Origin of the sequence: Vibrio sp. CCUG 15886 (assembly GCF_028570825.1) — a bacterium.
GTDB lineage: Bacteria > Pseudomonadota > Gammaproteobacteria > Enterobacterales > Vibrionaceae > Vibrio > Vibrio vulnificus_B.
Genome location: NZ_JAQQBT010000002.1, coordinates 276208 through 298116, shown reverse-complemented (window position 1 = coordinate 298116; position 21909 = coordinate 276208). Strand labels below are relative to the sequence as shown.

The 21909-nt window shown below is 47.7% G+C and carries 20 protein-coding genes; 4 read left to right on the top strand and 16 right to left on the bottom strand.

Annotated elements, in window-relative coordinates; translation table 11 throughout:
• Positions 1–12: 12 nt before the first annotated feature.
• A complete protein-coding gene (rnhA, locus tag PQQ36_RS08075) occupies positions 13–480 on the top strand; it encodes a ribonuclease HI (RefSeq protein ID WP_011079787.1) in 468 nt (155 codons plus the stop codon).
• Between the two features lies 1 nt (position 481).
• Here rnhA and PQQ36_RS08070 read toward each other — a convergent pair whose 3' ends face one another.
• A complete protein-coding gene (locus PQQ36_RS08070) occupies positions 482–1249 on the bottom strand; it encodes a class I SAM-dependent methyltransferase (protein ID WP_011150951.1) in 768 nt (255 codons plus the stop codon).
• 38 nt (positions 1250–1287) lie between these two features.
• Here PQQ36_RS08070 and gloB point away from each other — a divergent pair, with 38 nt between their 5' ends.
• From gloB to PQQ36_RS08055, 3 genes are all read left to right on the top strand, one after another.
• Complete coding sequence (gloB, locus tag PQQ36_RS08065) at positions 1288–2046, top strand: hydroxyacylglutathione hydrolase (RefSeq protein WP_011079785.1); 759 nt, start codon at positions 1288–1290, stop codon at positions 2044–2046.
• Between the two features lie 71 nt (positions 2047–2117).
• Positions 2118–3701 (top strand): LysM peptidoglycan-binding domain-containing protein, encoded by a 1584-nt coding sequence (locus tag PQQ36_RS08060; RefSeq protein ID WP_273660693.1) that lies wholly within the window; start codon positions 2118–2120, stop codon positions 3699–3701.
• Entirely contained in the window at positions 3698–4387 is a 690-nt protein-coding gene (locus PQQ36_RS08055; protein ID WP_011079783.1) for a YIP1 family protein, read from the top strand. The genes PQQ36_RS08060 and PQQ36_RS08055 overlap by 4 nt, the downstream gene beginning before the upstream one ends.
• Here PQQ36_RS08055 and PQQ36_RS08050 read toward each other — a convergent pair.
• The 15 genes from PQQ36_RS08050 to ispC form a co-directional block, all read right to left on the bottom strand.
• Positions 4365–5219, bottom strand: coding sequence for an endonuclease/exonuclease/phosphatase family protein (locus PQQ36_RS08050; RefSeq protein WP_072611378.1), 855 nt, complete (start codon positions 5217–5219; stop codon positions 4365–4367). The genes PQQ36_RS08055 and PQQ36_RS08050 overlap by 23 nt on opposite strands.
• A 63-nt stretch (positions 5220–5282) precedes the next feature.
• A complete protein-coding gene (gene glnB, locus PQQ36_RS08045) occupies positions 5283–5621 on the bottom strand; it encodes a nitrogen regulatory protein P-II (protein ID WP_013571272.1) in 339 nt (112 codons plus the stop codon).
• A gap of 137 nt (positions 5622–5758) precedes the next feature.
• Entirely contained in the window at positions 5759–6073 is a 315-nt protein-coding gene (locus PQQ36_RS08040; RefSeq protein ID WP_273660690.1) for a c-type cytochrome, read from the bottom strand.
• 63 nt (positions 6074–6136) lie between these two features.
• Positions 6137–7447, bottom strand: a complete 1311-nt coding sequence (tilS, locus tag PQQ36_RS08035; protein WP_263158984.1) for a tRNA lysidine(34) synthetase TilS — start codon at positions 7445–7447, stop codon at positions 6137–6139.
• Between the two features lie 84 nt (positions 7448–7531).
• Positions 7532–8491, bottom strand: a complete 960-nt coding sequence (gene accA, locus PQQ36_RS08030; RefSeq protein WP_011079778.1) for an acetyl-CoA carboxylase carboxyl transferase subunit alpha — start codon at positions 8489–8491, stop codon at positions 7532–7534.
• 37 nt (positions 8492–8528) lie between these two features.
• Complete coding sequence (gene dnaE, locus PQQ36_RS08025) at positions 8529–12008, bottom strand: DNA polymerase III subunit alpha (protein WP_273660687.1); 3480 nt, start codon at positions 12006–12008, stop codon at positions 8529–8531.
• Positions 12009–12121: 113 nt separating this feature from the next.
• Positions 12122–12745: a ribonuclease HII gene (gene rnhB, locus PQQ36_RS08020; RefSeq protein ID WP_011079776.1), complete on the bottom strand. Its 624-nt coding sequence runs from the start codon at positions 12743–12745 to the stop codon at positions 12122–12124.
• Between the two features lie 3 nt (positions 12746–12748).
• Positions 12749–13891, bottom strand: a complete 1143-nt coding sequence (gene lpxB / locus PQQ36_RS08015; RefSeq protein WP_011079775.1) for a lipid-A-disaccharide synthase — start codon at positions 13889–13891, stop codon at positions 12749–12751.
• Between the two features lie 92 nt (positions 13892–13983).
• Positions 13984–14772, bottom strand: coding sequence for an acyl-ACP--UDP-N-acetylglucosamine O-acyltransferase (gene lpxA, locus PQQ36_RS08010; RefSeq protein WP_013571268.1), 789 nt, complete (start codon positions 14770–14772; stop codon positions 13984–13986).
• A gap of 1 nt (position 14773) precedes the next feature.
• Positions 14774–15226 carry a 3-hydroxyacyl-ACP dehydratase FabZ gene (gene fabZ / locus PQQ36_RS08005; protein WP_011079773.1) on the bottom strand — a complete coding sequence of 151 codons (453 nt, stop codon included), beginning with the start codon at positions 15224–15226 and terminating at the stop codon, positions 14774–14776.
• Between the two features lie 92 nt (positions 15227–15318).
• Positions 15319–16350 carry a UDP-3-O-(3-hydroxymyristoyl)glucosamine N-acyltransferase gene (gene lpxD / locus PQQ36_RS08000; RefSeq protein ID WP_013571266.1) on the bottom strand — a complete coding sequence of 344 codons (1032 nt, stop codon included), beginning with the start codon at positions 16348–16350 and terminating at the stop codon, positions 15319–15321.
• A gap of 8 nt (positions 16351–16358) precedes the next feature.
• A complete protein-coding gene (locus tag PQQ36_RS07995) occupies positions 16359–16868 on the bottom strand; it encodes an OmpH family outer membrane protein (protein ID WP_013571265.1) in 510 nt (169 codons plus the stop codon).
• Between the two features lie 16 nt (positions 16869–16884).
• The gene (bamA, locus tag PQQ36_RS07990; RefSeq protein WP_011079770.1) at positions 16885–19299 is read right to left on the bottom strand and encodes an outer membrane protein assembly factor BamA; all 2415 of its coding nucleotides are present in this window, start codon (positions 19297–19299) and stop codon (positions 16885–16887) included.
• 45 nt (positions 19300–19344) lie between these two features.
• Positions 19345–20703, bottom strand: coding sequence for a sigma E protease regulator RseP (gene rseP, locus PQQ36_RS07985; RefSeq protein WP_011079769.1), 1359 nt, complete (start codon positions 20701–20703; stop codon positions 19345–19347).
• Positions 20700–21908, bottom strand: coding sequence for a 1-deoxy-D-xylulose-5-phosphate reductoisomerase (gene ispC, locus PQQ36_RS07980; protein WP_045618730.1), 1209 nt, complete (start codon positions 21906–21908; stop codon positions 20700–20702). The genes rseP and ispC overlap by 4 nt, the downstream gene beginning before the upstream one ends.
• Position 21909: the final 1 nt, after the last annotated feature.

Below are 21909 nucleotides of genomic sequence, written 5' to 3'. Positions count from 1 at the left end.
TAGTACCAAAACATGACAAAACAAGTTGAAATTTTCACTGACGGTTCTTGCCTCGGTAATCCTGGACCCGGTGGTTACGGTGTCGTCTTGCGTTACAAACAGGTCGAAAAAACCTTAGCACAAGGCTATAGACTCACCACCAACAACCGAATGGAAATGATGGCCACCATCGTTGCTCTTCAGGCCTTGAAAGAACCTTGCAATGTGATTCTCACAACCGATAGCCAATATGTTCGACAAGGTATTACTCAGTGGATCCACAATTGGAAAAAGCGCGGTTGGAAAACCGCCGATAAAAAACCGGTCAAAAATGCCGATCTTTGGCAAGCGCTTGATAAAGAAACCACTCGCCATACGATTGACTGGCGTTGGGTCAAAGGACACGCAGGCCATCGTGAAAACGAAATGTGTGACGAGTTGGCGCGTGCCGCGGCCGAAAACCCAACCCTAGACGACACTGGCTATCAGCCTGCCGAGTAAACTACTCTCTTCCTCTGCAAGCGCAGCTTTTGCGCTTGCTCAGTAAATCACGCTGTCGGTTCATTACCCCGAGCGGAGATAAACGACGCTTTAACTGCCAATGCGGTTTGATGGGTTTGAGCGGATACGTGCGTTTTCTTGCGACAATAAAATAGAGACTGCCCGCAGGAGATGCCCAATCGCCAAGGCTGTTTTCAAGCCAAGTCCACATGGTTCGGTATTTCTTCATCGGAAACAGTGCATAACGATCGCAATGCACCACTTGATAATTCAACACTCCCAGCCAATCTTTGATCCGATTGGTGGTGAACATTCGTCCACTCCAAGGCAAGTTGTTTCTTCGCCAGGGCATTAAACTGGCCAGCCCGGTCAAGCTCACTGGATTAAAGCCTGTAATCACCAGATAGCCATCGTCCATCATCACACGATCCACTTCACGCAGTAATCGGTGGGGATCACTGGCGTAATCCAACTGATGCGCCAAGATCACCGCATCAAAGCTTTTTTCGAGAAAGGGCAATTCGTAACCATCTGCGATGACATTGTGCAAAGGATTCTGGATATCTAAGTTAACTTGGTGTTGAATGTTACATATTGCACTGGTTAACTCGCAGCTCAGCCCACCCAGTTTCAGCAAATGGTAACCAAACAGTTTCGGGCACCATTCGTCTAAACGGGTTTGAATCGATTCACGAACCCATTGTCCGTTGTTCATTTCTTCCCATGTATAGGGATGCTGGATAACTTTACTGCTTAGTGCTGGCTTCATTAACCACCTGACTAGTTCGAACGAGCGGAGAATCCATCGTGTTAGAGATCAAAAGCATACCTGCATTCAACGACAATTACATCTGGTTGATTCAAAATAGCGATCAGCGTTGTGCTGTGGTCGACCCAGGCGACGCCAAGCCTGTCCTTCACTACATCGAGCAACATCAATTAACTTTAGAAGCGATTCTTATCACCCACCACCACAATGATCACATTGGCGGCGTGGCCGATTTGGTGCGCGCTTTTCCTAACGTTAACGTTGTAGGGCCGAAAGCAGAACCGATTCCAACGCTCACCCACCCCGTGGAAGATGGCGACCGACTTGAGTTATTCGACGAAACCTTCTTAGTGTTAGGTTTAGGTGGGCATACCTTGGGTCATATTGGTTATGTTGGCGACGGCAAACTGTTTTGTGGCGATGTGCTCTTCTCTGCTGGCTGTGGTCGTATTTTTGAGGGTACCGCGCAACAAATGTTTGACTCTCTCAACAAGCTCCTCGCCCTTCCTGAGGAGACGGAAGTATTCTGCGCTCATGAATATACCGCCAGCAACGTTGCTTTCGCCTTAGCTGTAGAACCGGATAATGAGTTACTTCACCAATACCGCGATACCGTCAATCGACTGCGTGCGCAAAATCTGCCAACCATTCCAACCACATTAAGACAAGAAAAATGGATCAATCCATTTCTTCGATATCTGCAACCCAGTGTTATTCACTCGGTTTCTAGCAGAACGAAAAATAGCGATCCACTCTCGGTTTTTACAGCATTACGTGAGTGGAAGAACGAATTTTAACTTTTTGATGCTTGTCTCCTGACCAAGGAGGCAAGTATTATCAGCAGCCCAAAGTTAAACAGGCTGGAACCATGCGTTTTAAGTTTAGTTGGGTGTTTGCACTACTATTGCTTTCTGGCTGTCAGAGCCTTCAAACAGAGAGCAATACCAGTGCCGCGCCTGAGACCAATGCCTCGCAAGCAAAATCGTCGCAGCAAGCTGCGAAAAAAGTGAAACCAAGTGACAAAACGCTTGAGAACGTTGCCCCTGAGCAACCTGTCGTCACACCTCAAACTCAGGAAGACGTTTGGCAACGCATCGCGATGCAACTTTCCTTAGACGTGCCTGACCACGAGAAGGTCGATTATTACCGAACTTGGTACCTCAAACATCCTAATCACCTTAAAACCGTCTCACAACGTGCGACCCCATTTCTCTATCTGATCACTGAGAAAATTGAAGCACGTGATTTGCCTCTTGAGCTGGCATTGTTACCTGTCGTAGAAAGCTCATTCGACCCATTTGCCTACTCTCATGGCAGTGCCGCTGGCTTATGGCAGTTTGTTCCGGGCACTGGGAAAATGTATGGTCTAGAACAAAATTTTTGGTATGACGGTCGCCGAGACGTGGCAGCCGCCACCGACGCTGCGCTCGATTATCTTACCTACCTCAACAAACGTTTTGATGGTGACTGGAATCACGCGATCGCGGCGTACAACAGCGGTGGTGGCCGTGTATCGAGCGCGATCCGTAAGAACAACAAACTGGGTAAACCTATCGATTTCTTCTCACTAGATTTGCCCAAAGAAACCAGTGGCTATGTGCCAAAACTGCTCGCCCTTGCCGATATTGTCGCCAATCAAGAGAAATACGGCATTGAGATCCCTGCGATTCCAAACAAACCCGTGTTGGCACTGATTGATCCTAAGGAGCAATTGGATCTCGCCATTGCTGCACAATACGCCGGGCTGAATGTCAAAGAGCTGCAAAGCTATAATCCGGCCTACAACCAGTGGTCTACGGCACCGGATGGTCCTTACCAACTGCTAATTCCTGTTGATAAAGCAGAGCAGTTCATCGCGAAAGTAGAAGAAAATCGCGGCAAAGGCATGAAGATGGTGCGCTACAAAGTGCGCTCTGGCGACACCCTCAGCGTCTTAGCGGAAAAACATAACACCACCAGTGAAGTGATCCGTACCGCCAATAGCTTGAGCGGCAACAACATTCGTGTCGGCCAGTACCTACTGATCCCTACATCGCAAAAAGACGCCAGCGCTTACACATTGTCGGCAGCAAACCGCTTGGCTAAGACCCAAGCCACTGCTCGCGGTAAATATAAGCTGACGCACACCGTTAAATCCGGCGAAAGCTTATGGAGCATTGCTAAAGCCAATAAAGTGGATCACCAAGCATTAGCGAAGTGGAATGGCATGGGACCACGTGACACATTGCGCGTTGGGCAAGATCTGGTGATTTGGAAAGAAAGCTCTGAAGGCGCCATTATCCGTACCGTTTTCTATAAAGTACGTTCAGGTGACACCATCAGTGGCATCGCGACCAAGTTTAAAGTCAAAAGCAACGACATTGTGAAGTGGAACGCGCTACAAAATCAAAAGTACCTGAAACCAGGTCAACAATTAAAACTCTACGTGGATGTAACTAAGGTAAGTGTATGACCCCTTCCAGTAACCCGTTTGTCATGATGCTTGACATATTTCGCTCTCCAACCTCATGTTTTCTCGCGCTTTATCAGCGTGGTGCTTGGGGCTGGCAACCGTACATCGTTCTCATATTAACCCCATTCCTGTTTTGGGGAGCGTATTTTTCTAATGTGGATTTTCAGTGGTTAAGCCAAATTTTAACCCCTCAATTTCAACAAATTAATCCAGAACAATTAAAATTCTTGGACGATCCAAACACCTTGATGGCGAGTGAGATCATTAGCGATGTGTTTGGACGAACCTTGACGATTTTGATGTTGGCATTTTGGTTCACTCTGGCAACCAAGCCCAGCCAGCATCAACACGGGTTTTGGAAATGGTTTGCCGCTGCAGCAGTGATCACCTTCCCAGCGGTGTTAGGCGACTTCGCTAGCTATGCAAGTTTGATATTGAAACATGGTCAAGTGGTGATTTACGCCGCCGATCTCAATAGTCTCAATGGGTTGATCAAGCTACCATTGACAAACGAATGGTCTCAGTTTGCCAGTTCAATGCCTTTGCTACTTCCTTGGTACATTGTGCTTGGTTATGCAGCCGTGCTGACATGGACAGAGTTTGAACGTGGACAAGCTTTGGTGATCGCCGCCCTTCCTTGGGTGGGATACTACCTGATTTGGGCTATTTATCTGTTGGTAATGTAAAGCTGACCAACAGTGGATTATGATCAGAGGCGTCCGTTTGAGGCGCCTCTGCTTTTTGTACTTCTAAGCCTTTGTAAAACACATGATCAAGCGGCAGCCCTGTGATAAAACGAGTTCGCTGATCAGGTGAGAACACCACTTCGATAAGCCCAGCGTTCTCCAATCGTTCCGTTACCGCTTGCAAACGTTTTTCGCTCCAAGTATTAAAATCACCCGCGACAATTGCAGGCCCTGGATGCTCTTTTAACGCCGCAATCAGGTCATTGACTTGTTGCTGATATTCTTGCACACCCCAAGTGAAATTGACGGCATGCAGGTTAACCACGATCAACATTTGGCCATCGGAGAGCGGGTACTCCGAATACAATCCCGATTTAGGCAAGCGAATCCACGGCTCCAATTGGGTGTAGCCACACGCCAAGCGAGGCTTACGCCAGCCTAATGTCAAGACGCCAGCGGCTTTATCAAACGCTTTAAACGCGTTCACTTGCTCACCGCTCCAACCACCAGAGGCTATCCAGCGTTTTAACCCATCTTCTAAGCTGGCTTCTTGCAACAGAATTAATTGTGCCCCAGCACTCATTTGGGTCAGCACAGACTGCCAATTAGCGCGATTCTGTTTGTAAATATTCCACACCAACAGGTTCAGACTCCCCTCTTGATCAATGCTGGCACGCGTTGAACTTTCATAACAATGCAGTTGCTGGTTAAACGAACCGTCGCTGATAGTGGTCATTTCAGGCTGTTCGGGGATGTGGAAAACGGTGTGGAATGCAAATATCCCACCAAACACCAACGCCAATGGCAGCCCCACCCAAATGCGTTTTCTCATTATCTTAATCTCTACTAAATGTCAGCGCTAAAAAAAGGAGCCTTAGGCTCCCTTTTTGTGTGATTAAATCGCGTCTTCGTCTTCTTCACCGGTACGGATACGAACCACGCGTTCGACGTTTGTGACGAAAATCTTACCATCACCAATTTTGCCAGTTTGTGCAGTTTCGATAATGGTCTCTACGCATTTATCCGCCACATCTTCTGTTACGACGATTTCCAGTTTCACTTTTGGCAGAAAGTCGACCATGTATTCCGCACCACGGTAAAGCTCAGTGTGGCCTTTTTGACGGCCAAACCCTTTCACCTCGGAAACGGTCATTCCCGTAATACCGACTTCAGCTAGCGCTTCACGAACATCATCGAGCTTAAAAGGCTTGATAATTGCTTCAATTTTTTTCATGTTCATCCCTTAAACTTCAATTTGTTAACCTATTATCGGTGAGCCATCGACAACATTCAATCACAAACCGCCCTATTCTCCCTGTATAAGACGAAAAAGCCAGAGCAACGGCTCTGGCTTTCGTCAAATCGATTTAATTATTTCAGGCTCGCATAATAAGCCGCCAAATTAGCAATATCCGCATCATTTAGCATTGCCGCTTGCGCTTGCATCACGACCGCTAAGCCGCCGTTACGCTCTTTGTTTTTGTACGCTTTGATAGCAGAGACAAGATACTGCTCATTTTGACCTTTGAGATTTGGGTAGCCCGGGATCGTAGCCCTGCCATCCGCACCATGACAAGCGGCACAAACCGCAGCTTTTGCTTGCCCTGCAGCGACATCACCTGCAGCTAGAACACTTCCACTCATCAGGCCTAACCCTAGAGCCAAACCAATAGCGACTTTCTTCATTGCTTTTCCTTTTTTATATCCATGATGGTTATTATATCCATACGATTTTTACATGAATTTGGATTACTTGCGCCAAAACAGCTCACAATCTTGACCAATAAACTGGCGATCCACAAACAATCCCGCCACCGCCACAACCTGTTGGTGATACATCAAAATTGGCGTGCGACGGCGCAACCAACTTGGTACTTGGTATTCTTGAAACAGCTTTTTCAACTTCCGACTGTGACCTCGCTCCGCCGGATGGGCACTTAGCCCCTCTGGGTTAAAGCTTATCCACAACGCCTCACTTTGCTCTGGAAGCGCGATTTGACCGAAACCACGACTTAGCGTTAACTCAATCGTCCCTAAACCATCAGGCAAAGCAAGCGGTGTATTGAGCGTGATCGGCGCATGCCAAGCAGAGAGATCCTGGTTGTCTGCAACCAAATAAAGACGCTGATTGAAACGGCGTACTTGCCCTTGGCTCAGTTGCAATATTGGATTGGCATCTGCTTGAGAAAGCGCGACTTGCTGCCAAATGAGTGACAACTGATGACGCGTTGGCATAGGATGCCCAAGCTTTGCCAGCCACATTCTGAGCAACTTGAAACGAGCCAGCTCACTTTGCTGTGACAACAGCGCGATAGCTAAGCTCTGGTCTTCGCCAAACAGTTGCTCAAATACCGGTAACAGCAGCTCATCCAGTAACGCCTCTTGCTCCGCACAGAGCGTGGCACTGCGTTGAACAGACGCCGCAAAGCTTGGCCATCGTTCAGACAGCGCGGGAAGGATTTGTCGGCGAAGAAAATTACGGTCATAACGCGTGTCTCGATTGCTCTCATCTTCCACCCAATGTAAACCAATGGCGTGCGCACATCGTTCAATCTCTTGGCGTCGAACATCGAGCAGTGGACGAATCAACCGTCCTTGAGAAAAAGGCATTTGTTGCGCCATGGATGACAGCCCCTTGGGACCACTGCCTCGTTTTAGTGCCAGCAGAAAGGTTTCCACCTGATCATCCGCGTGCTGACCGGTGAGAAGAAGATCATCGGCGTTAATATGCGCACGTAAAGCTTGGTATCGTGCGTTACGTGCTTCTTCCTCGATGCTGTTCCCTTGGGTCAAATCCAATTGAACTCGCTCCACTGTCAGTGGAATATTTTTTTCTTGGCACCAAGCTGCGCAGCTTTGGACCCATTGATCTGCGTTGTGGCTCAAACCATGGTGCACATGAACCGCACAGCACGGCAACAGATGCTCTTGAGCGTAACGATGAGCCAACTCGAGCAGCACCCTTGAATCTACTCCTCCACTAAAGGCAACCACTAAGCGAGTGTTCGCTTTACGTTGTTGTTCCAATACTTGAGAGAAGTGAGAATAGAGAGCGTCCATAGTGACTCCAAATTAAAAAAGGGGCTGAACACACGGTTCAGCCCCTTATTGTATACGATGCGTCTTGTAACCTAAAACAACGGTTTAGCAGTATCCGTAGTTCATTAGGCGCTGGTAACGACGCTCAAGCAACACGTCTTGAGGGAACTGTTCCAGCTCCGCTAATTGACGTAGTAGCGTTGCTTTCATGTTCGCTGCCATTTGTACATGGTTGCGATGCGCACCACCAAGTGGTTCTTCGATGATTTCATCAATCAGTTCAAGCTCTTTTAGACGAGATGCCACAAGGCCCATCGCTTCTGCAGCCTGTGGGGCTTTATCAGAATCACGCCACAAAATAGAAGCACAACCTTCAGGTGAAATAACAGAGTAAGTCGAGTATTGAAGCATGTTCACGTAGTCGCCCACGCCAATGGCTAATGCGCCACCAGAACCACCTTCACCAACCACGTTACAGATCACTGGCACGGTTAAACCCGCCATCTCTTTTAGGTTGGTGGCGATCGCTTCTGACTGACCACGCTCTTCCGCACCGACGCCAGGGTATGCGCCAGCAGTGTCAATAAAAGTGATGATTGGCATTTGGAAACGCTCTGCCATTTTCATGAGGCGCAGTGCTTTACGGTAGCCTTCTGGCTTTGGCATACCAAAGTTACGCTTCACTTTTTCACGAGTCTCACGACCTTTTTGGTGGCCAATGATCATCACAGGACGACCTTCTAAACGGGCAATACCTGCAACGATCGCTTTGTCATCGGCATAAGCACGGTCACCCGCAAGTTCATCAAACTCTTCAAATACGTGTTTGACGTAGTCGAGCGTATAAGGGCGCTGAGGATGGCGAGCTAACTGCGCCGTTTCCCATGCACCAAGATCACTGAAAATTTTCTTCTTCAGTTCGAGGCTCTTCTTTTCAAGCTGTTCAATCTCTTTGTCAAGGTCAATAGCTGAATCTCCGCCATGACGAGAGACGTCGCGTAGGGCTTCAATTTTTGCTTCTAGTTCAGCAATCGGCTTTTCAAATTCTAGAAAATTCAGGCTCATCTATGAATCCTTGTTGATTCGGCTCGGTTAGCCAAATTTAGTTAAATTCGAGTTCTACCTGGTCTTTACCAAGCAACATTTTTAATTCATCAAGTAATGTATCACTAGGCGTTACTCGCCATTCCGTGCCCAATGTTAACCGCGCTCTGGCGTCGGCACGCTGGTAGTATACATTGACAGGAATCGTTCCGGCTTTATGCGGTTCTAAGATCCGACTAAAGCGCTCAAAAAACTGGTCATCAATCTGTGATGCGGCAATCGAAACAGACACCCCTCTGGCGTATTTTTCACGCGCAGAACCGAGGTCCATAACTTCGCGAGCCGTCATTTTAAGGCCACCATTGAAGTCATCAAAGCTGACCTGTCCAGAAACCACCAAGATTTTATCTTTTTCCAGTAGATCTGCATACCGTTCTAACGCATCTGAGAACAACATCACTTCCATACGACCGCTGCGATCATCCAATGTCATGATACCGATACGCGTACCACGCTTGGTGGTCATCACACGGGCGGCGATCACTAAGCCAGCCAGTGTCAGTGATTGATCACGACGCGTTGGGGTGGCGTCTTTTAATCGACAACTGGTGTACTTATTGAGTTCCGTGAGATACGCATTAACTGGGTGCCCTGTCAAATAAAGGCCCAGCGTTTCACGTTCCCCTTCAAGCCACACTTTTTCTGGCCAAGGTTCCACTTGAATGTATTTGTGTTCCACCTCTTCCGGCGCATCGGTCAATACACCAAACATATCGGCTTGGCCAAATGCTTCCGCTTGATGGTGTTGGCTCGCCGCTTTCACCGCGTCATCCAATGACGCCATTAATGCAGCACGATGCGGGCCAAGTCGGTCCAACGCACCTGCGTAAATCAGTTTCTCAATCACACGCTTGTTGACTTTCTTCAAGTCAATGCGCGCACAGAAGTCAAACAAGTCTTTGAAGTGCCCACCTTTGGTACGCGCTTCGAGAATCGCATCAATCGGGCCTTCACCAACCCCTTTGATCGCGCCAATACCGTAAACAATTGCGCCATTTTCGTCCACGTTGAAACGGTACAGACCTGAGTTAATATCCGGTGGTAGTACCGTGAGTTTCATGCGGAAACATTCGTCCACCAAGCCAACCACTTTTTCAGTGTTGTCCATATCTGCGGTCATTACCGCGGCCATGAACTCGGCTGGATAATGCGTTTTCAGCCAAAGGGTTTGATATGACACCAAAGCGTAGGCAGCAGAGTGCGATTTGTTGAAACCGTAGCCCGCAAATTTCTCTACCAAGTCGAAGATTTTCATCGCCAACTCGCCATCGATGCCATTTTTCACCGCGCCTTCTTCAAAGGTAGCGCGCTGCTTGGCCATCTCTTCTGGTTTTTTCTTACCCATAGCACGGCGCAGCATGTCCGCACCACCAAGGGTATACCCAGAGAGTACCTGAGCGATTTGCATAACCTGTTCTTGATACAGGATGATGCCGTAGGTTGGGTCAAGAATCTCTTTTAACGACTCATGTTGCCACTTCTCATCCGGGTAAGAGATGGCTTCTCGGCCATGTTTACGGTCGATAAAGTTATCTACCATGCCCGATTGCAACGGCCCCGGACGGAACAGCGCCACCAGTGCGATGATGTCTTCAAAACAGTCCGGCTGAAGGCGTTTGATCAGCTCTTTCATGCCGCGCGATTCAAGCTGGAAAACCGCTGTCGTTTCCGAGTTTTGCAATATACGGAACGATGCCGGATCGTCGAGCGGGATCGACTCGATGCGAACTGGCGCTTTGCCTTCACGCTCTAAGCGCGGGTTAATCAAACCTAACGCCCAGTCAATAATGGTTAACGTGCGCAGTCCCAAGAAGTCAAACTTAACCAAACCGGCGGTTTCAACGTCGTTTTTGTCAAACTGAGTAACGGGGAAGTTACCTTCTGCATCGGCGTAAATCGGCGCAAAATCGGTGATCGTGGTTGGAGAGATCACCACCCCACCCGCGTGCTTACCGGCATTTCGTGTACAGCCTTCCAAAATGCGGCACATGTCGATGAGCTCTTTCACTTCCTCATCAGCTTCATACAGCTCAGGTAATGCCGGTTCCGCCTTAAATGCTTTTTCCAGCGTCATACCTGGATCGGGTGGCACCAATTTTGAAATGCGATCAACAAAACCAAACGGGTGGCCAAGTACTCGGCCCACATCGCGAATAACAGCTTTGGCTGCCATGGTCCCGAAAGTGATGATCTGTGATACCGCATCTCGGCCATACATTTCGGCCACGTGGTCAATCACTTGGTCACGTTTATCCATACAGAAGTCGACGTCGAAATCGGGCATGGATACACGTTCTGGGTTCAAGAAACGTTCGAACAGCAGATCATATTCCAACGGATCAAGGTCGGTGATTTTCAATGCGTAGGCCACCAGCGAACCCGCACCAGAACCACGGCCAGGGCCAACAGGAATACCGTTGTCTTTCGACCACTGGATAAACTCCATTACGATCAGGAAGTAACCCGGGAAGCCCATTTGGTTAATCACATCGAGTTCGACCTGCAAACGTTCGTCATACTCAGGACGACGTTGCGCGCGAATCTCAGGATCAGGGAAAAGAAACTCGAGACGCTCTTCCAAGCCCTCTTTGGATTTCATCACCAAGAACTCGGTTTCTGCCATCCCTTCGGTTGGAAACGCAGGAAGGAAATATTCCCAAAGACGCACAGTAACGTTGCAGCGCTTGGCGATCTCAACACTGTTTTCAAGCGCTTCAGGAATATCGGCAAACAGCTCGCACATCTCTTCTTCGGAGCGTAAATATTGCTGAGGGCTGTAATTTTTAGGGCGACGTGGATCTTCTAACGTATAGCCATCATGAATCGCAACGCGAATTTCGTGAGCGTCGAACAGCTCTTGTCCAATAAAGACTACTTCGTTAGTGGCCACCACAGGGAGATCGTATTGCTCTGCCAGTTCGATGGCAAAATGCAGGTAAGTCTCTTCATCTGAACGGCCCGTTCGGATCAACTCTAGGTAGAAACGGTCGGCAAAGTGTTGCTGGTAAAACGCCACACAGCTTTCGACCAATTTTTGATTGCCTTTCAGCAGTGCTTTACCTATTTCACCGTTACGTGCACCTGAAAGGATGATCAATCCTTCTGATAGCTCAATCAACCACTCTTTATCGATGACAGGTTGATGTTGAACATGACCTCGCAAGTAGGCTTTGGAAATCAGCAGGGTCAGGTTTTTGTAGCCGGTATTATCTGCCGCCAAGACGGTTAGCTGGGTAAGTTCGTCACCAAATTCGGGCGATTGCATTTTGAAATCAGCACCAATGATAGGCTTAATGCCGTTACCATGGGCTGCGCCATAAAATTTCACCAAGCCACATAGGTTGGTAAAGTCTGTCAGCGCCATTGCAGGCATACCGAGCGCCGCCACCTGTTTGACCAGGGCCGGAACTTTATTGATGCCATCCACCATTGAAAAATCACTGTGTATTCGCAGGTGAACAAATTTTGGGTCAGACATGACGTGATACCGTTTTTAACTTCTGTTTTGTGCCGATTTTACCCCAAGAAAAGGGACAAGTGACACCCTTTACGCTGGGTAACATCAGGCAGTTTGCAGTGCCTGCTGCTTTGTTACTCTTCAATGCCTAGTGCTTTCTTAACCGGCTTGAAACTTTTGCGGTGTTGCTCAATCACACCGTGCTTTTCGATTGCATCAAAATGCGCTTTGGTTGGGTAGCCTTTGTGCTGAGCAAAGCCAAATTGTGGGTACTGCTTGTCGAGCTCTTCCATCTCTTGGTCACGTACGACTTTGGCAATGATAGAAGCCGCACTGATTTGAGCTACGCGTAAGTCACCTTTGACCACCGCTTGACTGTCCATTGGTAAAGCTGGGCAACGGTTGCCGTCAATAAGCACCAGATCAGGCTTAACAGCCAGTCCTTCAACCGCGCGTTGCATCGCCACCATGGTGGCTTGCAAGATGTTCAACTGGTCGATTTCTTCTGGCGAACAGCGGCCAACAGCCCACGCCAGCGCTTTCTCTTGAATTTCTGGCAACAAGGCTAAGCGTTTTTTTTCGCTCAGTTTTTTTGAATCGTTCAACCCTTCTATCGGATTGTTCGGATCTAAAATCACCGCTGCGGTGACGACATCCCCCACCAGTGGACCTCGCCCCACTTCATCCACCCCCGCAATGCAGTGATAGCCCTGAGGATATTCAAAAGGAGGTAATTCTTTGGTTTCTTTTGCTGCCATCTTCTATTTCTCAATCAACTTTAACACTGCATTAGCCGCTTGTTGGTCGGCATCTTTGCGGATCCAATGATGCATCTCGGTGAACTTATCCAACATTTGGTGGTTGTCACCTTCTAACAAGCGAGATACCTCGCCAAACAAATTGTCTGGCGTGCAGTCATCTTGAAGATATTCTTTTACCAACTCGGTGTCGGCCAGAATGTTTGGCAACGAGACGTATTGGGTTTTAAGCAGGCGCTTAGCGAGGAAAGCCGTCACTGCATTGACACGATAGCCCACCACCATTGGACGCTTAAGTAACATGCATTCGAGTGCCACGGTACCCGAGGCAAGCATGACCGCATCTGAGGCTGTAATGACATTTCGCGCGGTATCATCCACCAGTTTGAAATCCAACTCTGGCGCGTATTCTTTCCACGCTTGTTCAAACTGCTCGCGGCGTTTTTGGTTGACTAACGCGACAACAAACCCCAGTTCTGGGAATGCCTGCTGCAGTTTCTTACACGTTTCAATGAATGGTTGCGACAGCATTTTCAACTCACTACCGCGGCTGCCCGGCAGCACTGCCAACCATTGCTTGTCTTGTTCCAACCCAAGCAACTCACGAGCTGGCGCTTTGTCTGATTCCAACGGAATAGCATCGGCGAGAGTATGGCCAATAAACTCACAAGGGACATTAAATTTGTCGTAAAACGCTTTTTCGAAGGGCAGAAATGCCAATACTAAGTGGGTGGCTTTCGCGATTTTGAAAATGCGTTTCTGACGCCAAGCCCAAACCGAAGGACTCACATAATGCACCGTTTTAATTCCGGCGTTTTTCAGATCTAACTCAAGGCGTAAGTTAAAGTCTGGCGCGTCAATACCGACAAATACATCGGGGGGATTTTCGGTAAAGTAACGCACCAGTTCCGCTTTCACTTTCAGTAAGCGAGGTAAGCGTCCCAAGACTTCCACCAGCCCCATCACCGCCAACTCTTCCATATCAAACAGCGACTGGCAGCCTAGAGCGATCATCTTTGGCCCACCGATACCAACAAATTCTGCATCAGGATGAACGGCTTTGATTGCTTTAATAAAGCCTTCACCTAGCGTATCACCAGAGAGCTCTCCAGCGACAATTCCAATACGCAATGGCTTGTTGCTCATGGTTTACAGACCTTTTTTGTTCCACGCTAAAAACACAAAAAGACCGCCATCAGAGACGGCGATCTTTTGTACAGTATGTCAAATCCGAGCGATTAGCGAATAATGCCACGCTGTGATTTTTCCAAAAACTCCAAAAACAGCTTAACCGCAGGAAACGCTTCCGTCTCTTTCGCGATTTCTTCTTTTGCCGCTTCTAGGGTTAAACCACTGCGGTAAAGCGTTTTGTATGCACGGCGAATAGCAAGAATTTCTTTCTTCTCGAAACCGCGACGCTTCAAACCTTCCACATTGATGCCAAACGGTGCGCAGTGATTGCCTTGTGCCATCACGTAAGGAGGCACATCTTGAACCACAATAGAACCGCCACCCAGCATACAGTGATCACCGATATGGCAGAACTGGTGAATCGCAGACATACCACCGACAATCGCTTGGTTACCGACTTTGACGTGCCCAGCGAGGGTAGCATTGTTGGCAAAAATACAGCGATCACCAATCACACAGTCATGGGCAACGTGAGCATTGATCATAAATAGGTTGTCACTACCAACGATAGTAATACCTTTGTCTTGAACCGTACCACGGTGCATGGTGACACTTTCACGAATGGTGTTTCGATCGCCAATAATAAGCTGCGTATCTTCACCTGCAAATTTGAGGTCCTGACACGCTTCACCAATTGATGCAAACTGGAAAATGCGGTTTTCTTTACCAATTTTAGTTGGTCCTTTCACCACAACATGAGAAAGCAGTTCCGTGCCTTCGCCAATTTCAACTTTGCTATCCACATAGCAAAAAGGACCAATTTTAACGTTGGCACCTATCACAGCGCCTTCTTCTACCACCGCTGTTGGGTGGATTTGCGCAGTTGCATCAATCATATTAAAACTCTCTACGAGCACATTTCAGTTCAGCAGAACAAACAACGTCACCATCCACTTTCGCCACACCGGTGAAAGCGGCAATACCGCGACGCTCTTTAATGAATTCGACTTCGATGATAAGTTGGTCACCGGGTACAACTGGTTTACGGAACTTAGCACCATCAACGCTGGCGAAGTAATACAGCTCGTTCTCAGAAGGAGCACCAAACGATTTAAATGCCAATAAACCGGTTGCCTGAGCCATGGCTTCAAGAATCAGAACACCAGGGAAGACCGGAAGTTGCGGGAAATGACCTGTAAACTGAGGCTCGTTAACCGACACATTTTTAATCGCATGAAGATATTTTTCTTCTTGGAAATCTACGACACGGTCGATCAGCAAGAATGGGTAGCGATGAGGAAGTAGCTCTTGAATTTCAGAGATATTCATCGTTTTCTTTTCAGTAGTCAAAGTCTTATTCCTATATTAATTCTTGGAAATATAGCGCGTCATTATAGAAGAAAAAGACTCGCTGTTGGCGAGCCTTTTGCAAGAAATTGGAATTAATCTTCCTTTTTCTGCTCGACGATTTTCTCAATCGCCTTCAAACGCTTATTCATTTCTTCAATGCGATGGACGCGAGCTGCGGTTTTACGCCACTCTTTATTGGTTTGCAACGGAATACCTGAAGAATAGACACCTTTTTCTTCGATGCTGCGCATCACCATGCCCATACCGGTGATATTGACACCGTCAGCAATGGTAATGTGACCGTTGATCACCGATGCTCCACCAATCGCGCAATACTTACCAATGGTAGTACTGCCAGCGACTACTGTACCACCAGGCATCACGGTACCATATCCGATGTGCACGTTGTGTGCGATTTGCAGTTGGTTATCCAACACCACGTTGTCTTCGATGATCGTATCATCAAGCGCACCGCGGTCGATGGTGGTACATGCACCAATCTCCACACGGTTTCCGATACGCACGGAACCCAACTGTGGGATTTTGATCCACTCACCACGGTCATTCGCATAACCAAAACCATCCGAACCAATCACGGTGCCCGCTTGGATTAAACAATCCGCACCAATTTGAACTTGATGGTAGATGGTGACATTAGCCCACAACTTGGTATTTTGACCGATTGTGGCATTTTTACCGATAAAGCAACCCGCACCGATGACAACATTATCACCAAGCGTCACACCTGTTTCGATCACTGCATTTGCGCCGATAGAAACGTTCTCACCCAATACTGCGTCAGCAGCAATTACTGCCGACGACGCAATGCCATCCGCAGGTTTTGGTGTTGTGTCTAACGCTTGCGCCACTTTAGCAAAAGCAACATAAGGGTCGTCGACCACGAGAACGTGACCAGAGCAATGCTTACGTTGATCCGCCTTCAGCATCACAACCGTCGCCTTACACTCGGCTAAATGTACTGCGTATTTTGGATTAGAAAGAAACGTGACGTCTCCTTCACCCGCTTTATCCATTGGAGCCACACGAGAAACGCAAACCGTTTCATCTCCGTGCAACTCTCCCCCGGTAATTTTTGCTAATTCAGCTAATGTCAGTGTCATCATAAGAATAATTATTTAATGGATTTAATCACTTTCTCAGAGATATTGTACTCAGGCTTACCATATTGTAGTGCAGTGATGTCGATGACCATGTCGTAGCCTTCTTTCTCTGCAACCACTTTGACGGCATCCTGAATCACTTTAAACAGTTTTTGTTTCTCTTCCGCTTCGCGACGCGCGCTCGCTTGCTCTAGTGCTTGTGCTTTGATCTTGTACTTGCTGTCTAGCTGACCAATCTCGATTCGCAGTTTTTCAACTTCTTCTTGACCTAACAGCTCGCCATCGCGTTTTAGCTTTTCGATCTTAGTCTTAGCTTCCGCCTGAATCGCTTGCAGTTCAGCGGCTTTGTCTTTGAACTCTTCCTGCATTTTCTGCAATACCACTTCACGCTGTGGCAATGCTTGGAAAACTTGCGCTGTGTTGATGTAAGCAACTTTCTGCGCAGCTTCAGCTGCCGTTGCAAACATAGAAGAACTTAGTACTAGAAGGCCAACACCAGCCGCTTTGATCATTTTGTTCAAAATCATTTCCTCTGTTTTAGAAGGTTCTGCCGATTGTGAAAGTGAAGAATTCTTCGTCGTCACCTTCGTAAATATTAATAGGTTTCGCTAACGAGAAGACCAAAGGTCCCATCGGCGACATCCATTGCAACGCCACACCGTAAGATGAACGGTAATTGGTTGGATCGGAGTAATCGTAGTAGTACTGATTGCCGTAATCGGCACCGGACTTACGGTAGTCAAATTCCGTATCCCAAACGCTCGCCATATCATAGAAAATACTGGTACGGATTTGGCTACGTGCTTCATCAGAGGCAAATGGGGTTGGTACGATCAACTCAATACTGGCCAGTGCAATGGCATTACCACCCACTGAATCATCTGTCGCGGTATCCGAACCGTTATTTGAACCACTGTAATCACGATAAACTGCTTTCGGGCCCGCAGAGTTCGAACCGAAGCCACGTAAGGTGGTAAAACCGCCTGCGTAATAGTTTTCATAGAATGGGAACAAGTTGTCATTGCCATCCGTTTGACCATAACCATTACCGTAACCCAAGCGACCACGGAACAACAAAGTGAACTCATGTTTCTTCGTTAACGGAACATACTGTCTCACATCGTACTGCATTTTGAAGTACTGAACGTCAGAGCCAGGTACGGTCATCTTGTAAAATGCGCGCTGATGGTTACCTGCGGTTGGGAAGTAACCACGGTTCAGGTTGTTACGCGTCCACGACAGTGTGACATCAAAGTCATTGGTATTTAAAGCCCCATCAGAGTCAATATTCGACGCTTGTGCTTGTAGGAATTGTTCTACCTGTAAGTAAGGTGACAAGTTACCGATCTTGTTGTGGGTATAACCCACACCAATTTCGAAACGGTTCAACTCATCGAAGGGGAAGCCCCATGTCAAGTTGGCGCCATAACTTTCATTGGTATAGTCAACAATGCCCGCTTCAGATGCTTCAAACTCGTTGTAGAAGATCTTACCGCCGAGGCTCACACCATCGAGGTTCCAGTATGGGTCACGATAATCTAAGCTCACGTTCTTTTGGTAATCGTTCATCATCGCGCTGATACCAACGCGGTTTCCGCTACCCAAGAAGTTGTCTTGCTGCAAACCAACCTGGAAGCTCACGCCCGACTCAGTACCGTAACCAATACCAAAGTTCACGCTACCTGAGTTTGCTTCTTTTACGTTGTAAACAAGATCTACTTGGTCTTCGCTGCCCGGTACACGAACGGTTTGCACATCCACCGTTTCAAAGAAACCGAGACGATTCAAACGCGTTTTACCCGTTTCAATTGCTTTTGAGTTCAGCCAGCTACCTTCCATTTGACGCATTTCACGACGCAACACTTCATCACGTGTTGAGTTGTTACCGGTAAAGCGGATATCACGAACATAGATACGGTTACCAGCTTCAACGTGAACAACCAGTGAAACTTGTTTGTTCTCATCGTCAAATTCAGGAATCGTGCTCACTTTAGGGTAAGCGTAACCTGCTTCACCCAATACACGTTTGATGTTTTCTTCAAGCGTAGTGACGGCAGAACCGTTATACGTTTCACCCGCTTCGAAAGGCACGAGAGCCTTAAACTCTTCCTCTTTGCCAATCAGTTCACCACGGAAGTTAACCTCTTTGACGCTATACGGTTCACCCTCATCCAGCACGAGAGTGATATAAACACCCTTCTTGTCCGGTGAAATAGCCACTTGAGTCGATTCCACGTTGAATTTTAAGTAACCTCGGTCAAGGTAGAAAGAGCGCAACGCTTCAATATCACCAGACAGCACTTGTTTCTGGTACTTCTCATCAGCAAGGAAATTCCACCAAGGCACATCCACGTTCAAGTTAAAACGAGAAAGTAGCTCGTCATCAGAGTAGACAGTATTGCCGATAAAGTTGATTTGCTGAATTTTGGCAGACACGCCTTCGGTGAAGACAAATTTTAAGTCTGCACGATTACGTGGTAATGGCGTCACAACTGCTTTTACTGTTGCGTTGTATTTGCCCACGCTGTAATAGAAATCTTCGAGACCTTTCTCAATATTGCTGATGGTTGTTCGATCAAGCGCCTCGCCCTCACGAATACCCGAAGCATCAAGGTTCTGTTGAAGCTGCTCTTCTTTGATCGCTTTGTTACCAGAAAACGAAATGCTTGCGATCGTTGGTCGCTCTTTCACTTGCACTATCAGCACATCGCCATCACGGAGAACTTTGACATCCTCAAAGTTACCGGATGCGTATAACGCCTTAATGATCGCCGATACGTCTTTTTGTTCAACCGTATCACCCACGCGGACGGGCATTTTAAGCAATGCAGCACCGAGTGCTACACGCTGTAGTCCTTCAATTTTAATGTCTTGTACAACAAAGTTTTGGGCTCCGTTTGCGGACACGCTGGTTGCCAATAATGTTGCGAACAGAATCTGCTTGATCGCCATAATTGTTTTAATTATTCCTTGCTACTGCTCTTTGTCTCTGAACCATCACAGACGAGTAAAATCATTAAATAATGCCAACGCCATCAGTGAAAAAATCACTGCACCGCCGATGCGGTATCCCATTTCCTGAATTTTCTCAGGCACTGGGCGTCGGATGACTGCCTCAATGGCAAAAAACAACAGATGTCCACCATCTAACATTGGAAGTGGCACTAAGTTAATTATCCCTAAGTTGATACTGATAAGGGCAAGAAAGCCAAGAAAGTAGACTAAACCATAGTCTGCTGTGGCGCCTGCTCCTTTGGCAATAGAGATCGGTCCACTTAGGTTATTTAAACCCACATCACCAGTTATCAGCTTCTTCAGCATGCTAATGGTCAGATCGATAACTTGCCCAGTTTTCTCAACGGCTTTGGCTACAGATTCGAATACACCAAATTGGAGATCGAAGCGATAACTTTCCGGCCATTCTGCGACTTCTGGAGCAATACCTGCAAAACCGATCACACTACCATCAGACAACGAACGGCTGTCTGGTGTTAATGTGAGCACTTGCCTCTGCCCAGCACGCTCAACTTCAACAGACAATGATTTAGAAGGATTCGAACGAATCCACTCTACAACATCATCCCACTGTTCAATTGGTTGTTGATCGATGGCCACCAATCGGTCACCGTTCACTAAGCCCGCTTTTTCTCCTGCGCCACCCTGAGAGACATTAGCTAAACGCGTGAAGATCTCAGGCGAAAAAGGACGAAAACCGAGTGACAACATCGCTGACTCTTTTTCAGGGTCAAACTTCCAATTGGAAATATCCAACATCACCGTGCGTTCGGAGCCTATTTCCTCGGAAGGCGCTACCGTAACCGCCATCTGGGCATCACCAATATGAGAAATCAACTGCATGTTGACTGATTCCCAATCGGGAGTTTTGATACCTGAAATGGCTTTTAGTTCCATTCCGGTTTCAATTCCCGCTTCAGCGACAATAGAATGCGGGGTCACAGGGCCAATCACAGGTTTGACGGCTGGTATACCGATGAGAAAGACTAACCAGTAGGCAAAAATCGCAAACAAGAAGTTAAATATCGGCCCTGCGGCGACGATGGAAGTGCGCTTCCATAACGGTTTGCTATCAAAAGCATATTGACGGTCATCGTCATTGAGTTCATCAACACGTCCATCCAGCATTTTGACGTAGCCCCCTAAAGGAATCACGGAAATACTGTACTCGGTGCCGTCTTGGCCGACCTTACTCCAAATGGATTTACCGAAGCCAATTGAAAACTTCTCAACTTTCACGCCACAGCGGCGCGCGACCCAAAAGTGGCCAAACTCGTGCACGGCCACCAAGATGCCCAGCGCAACGATAAAGGAGACTAGGTTCCACAAGATATCTGTCATTGTGCACGCTCTCTAACAACTTCATCGGCTAATGTTCTTGCCATTCTATCGAGCTCTAATAAGCTTTCCAAGCTATCTAGGCCGGATGCTAACGACTGTTTACATACTTGGTTTAAAACTGAGTCATTCACCCGTGCGATATCTGTAAATTTAATTTGGCGAGCAAGAAATGCCGCCACCGCCACTTCATTGGCAGCATTAAGCGTCGTTGTCGCATGCTGACCTAAGTAACACGCCTCAATCGCTAGTGCCAAACACGGGTAACGTTCGAAATCAGGTTGTAGGAAAGTGAGTTCGCCAACTTGCGTGAAATCCAACGGTTTCACACCCGCTTTAACGCGTTCAGGGTAAGACAGGGTTAACGCAATCGGCGTCGCCATATCTGGCTCACCCATCTGAGCCAACACGGAGCCATCGAGATATTGCACCATCGAATGGATCACTGACTGGGGATGAATGATCACTTTAAGTTGATCTCTGCTGGCATTAAATAACCATTTGGCTTCGATATACTCTAAGCCTTTATTCATCATCGTCGCAGAATCAACCGAAATTTTTGGCCCCATAGACCAGTTAGGATGAGCAATCGCCTGCTCTGGTGTCACTGCTTCTAATTCGGCCACATCAGTGTAACGAAACGGCCCACCAGAACCGGTCAATAGAATATGACTCACCCCTTGAGACGCTAAGTCACAGCGGCCAAGGTTGCCCTGAACGGCTTGAGGTAAACATTGAAAAATGGCGTTATGTTCACTGTCCACAGGCAACAACTGAGCGCCTGATTTTTCGACTTCATCAATAAACAGTTGCCCAGACATGACTAAGGCTTCTTTATTCGCCAGCAAAATACGTTTGCCTGCTTTGACTGCCGCCATGGTAGGGACTAGACCTGCCGCTCCAACAATCGCGGCCATCACGCTGTCTACCTGCTCAAGCGTAGCGACATAGCAAAGTGCTTCTTGTCCACCAAGAACTTGTGTGTTGGGAGCCAAGACGGCAAGCGCCATTTTCAGACGCAGCGCAGCTTCTTTATTGGCCATAACCGCGAATTCCGGCTGCCATCGTTGGCAAAGTTGCTGCATTTTCTCCACATTTGAATCTGCAGCCAAGGCAACCACAGAAAACTTATCTGGGTTTTGTTCAATGACTTTTAGAGTGCTTGCACCAATTGAGCCTGTTGCACCTAGAATCGTTAGCTTTTGCATA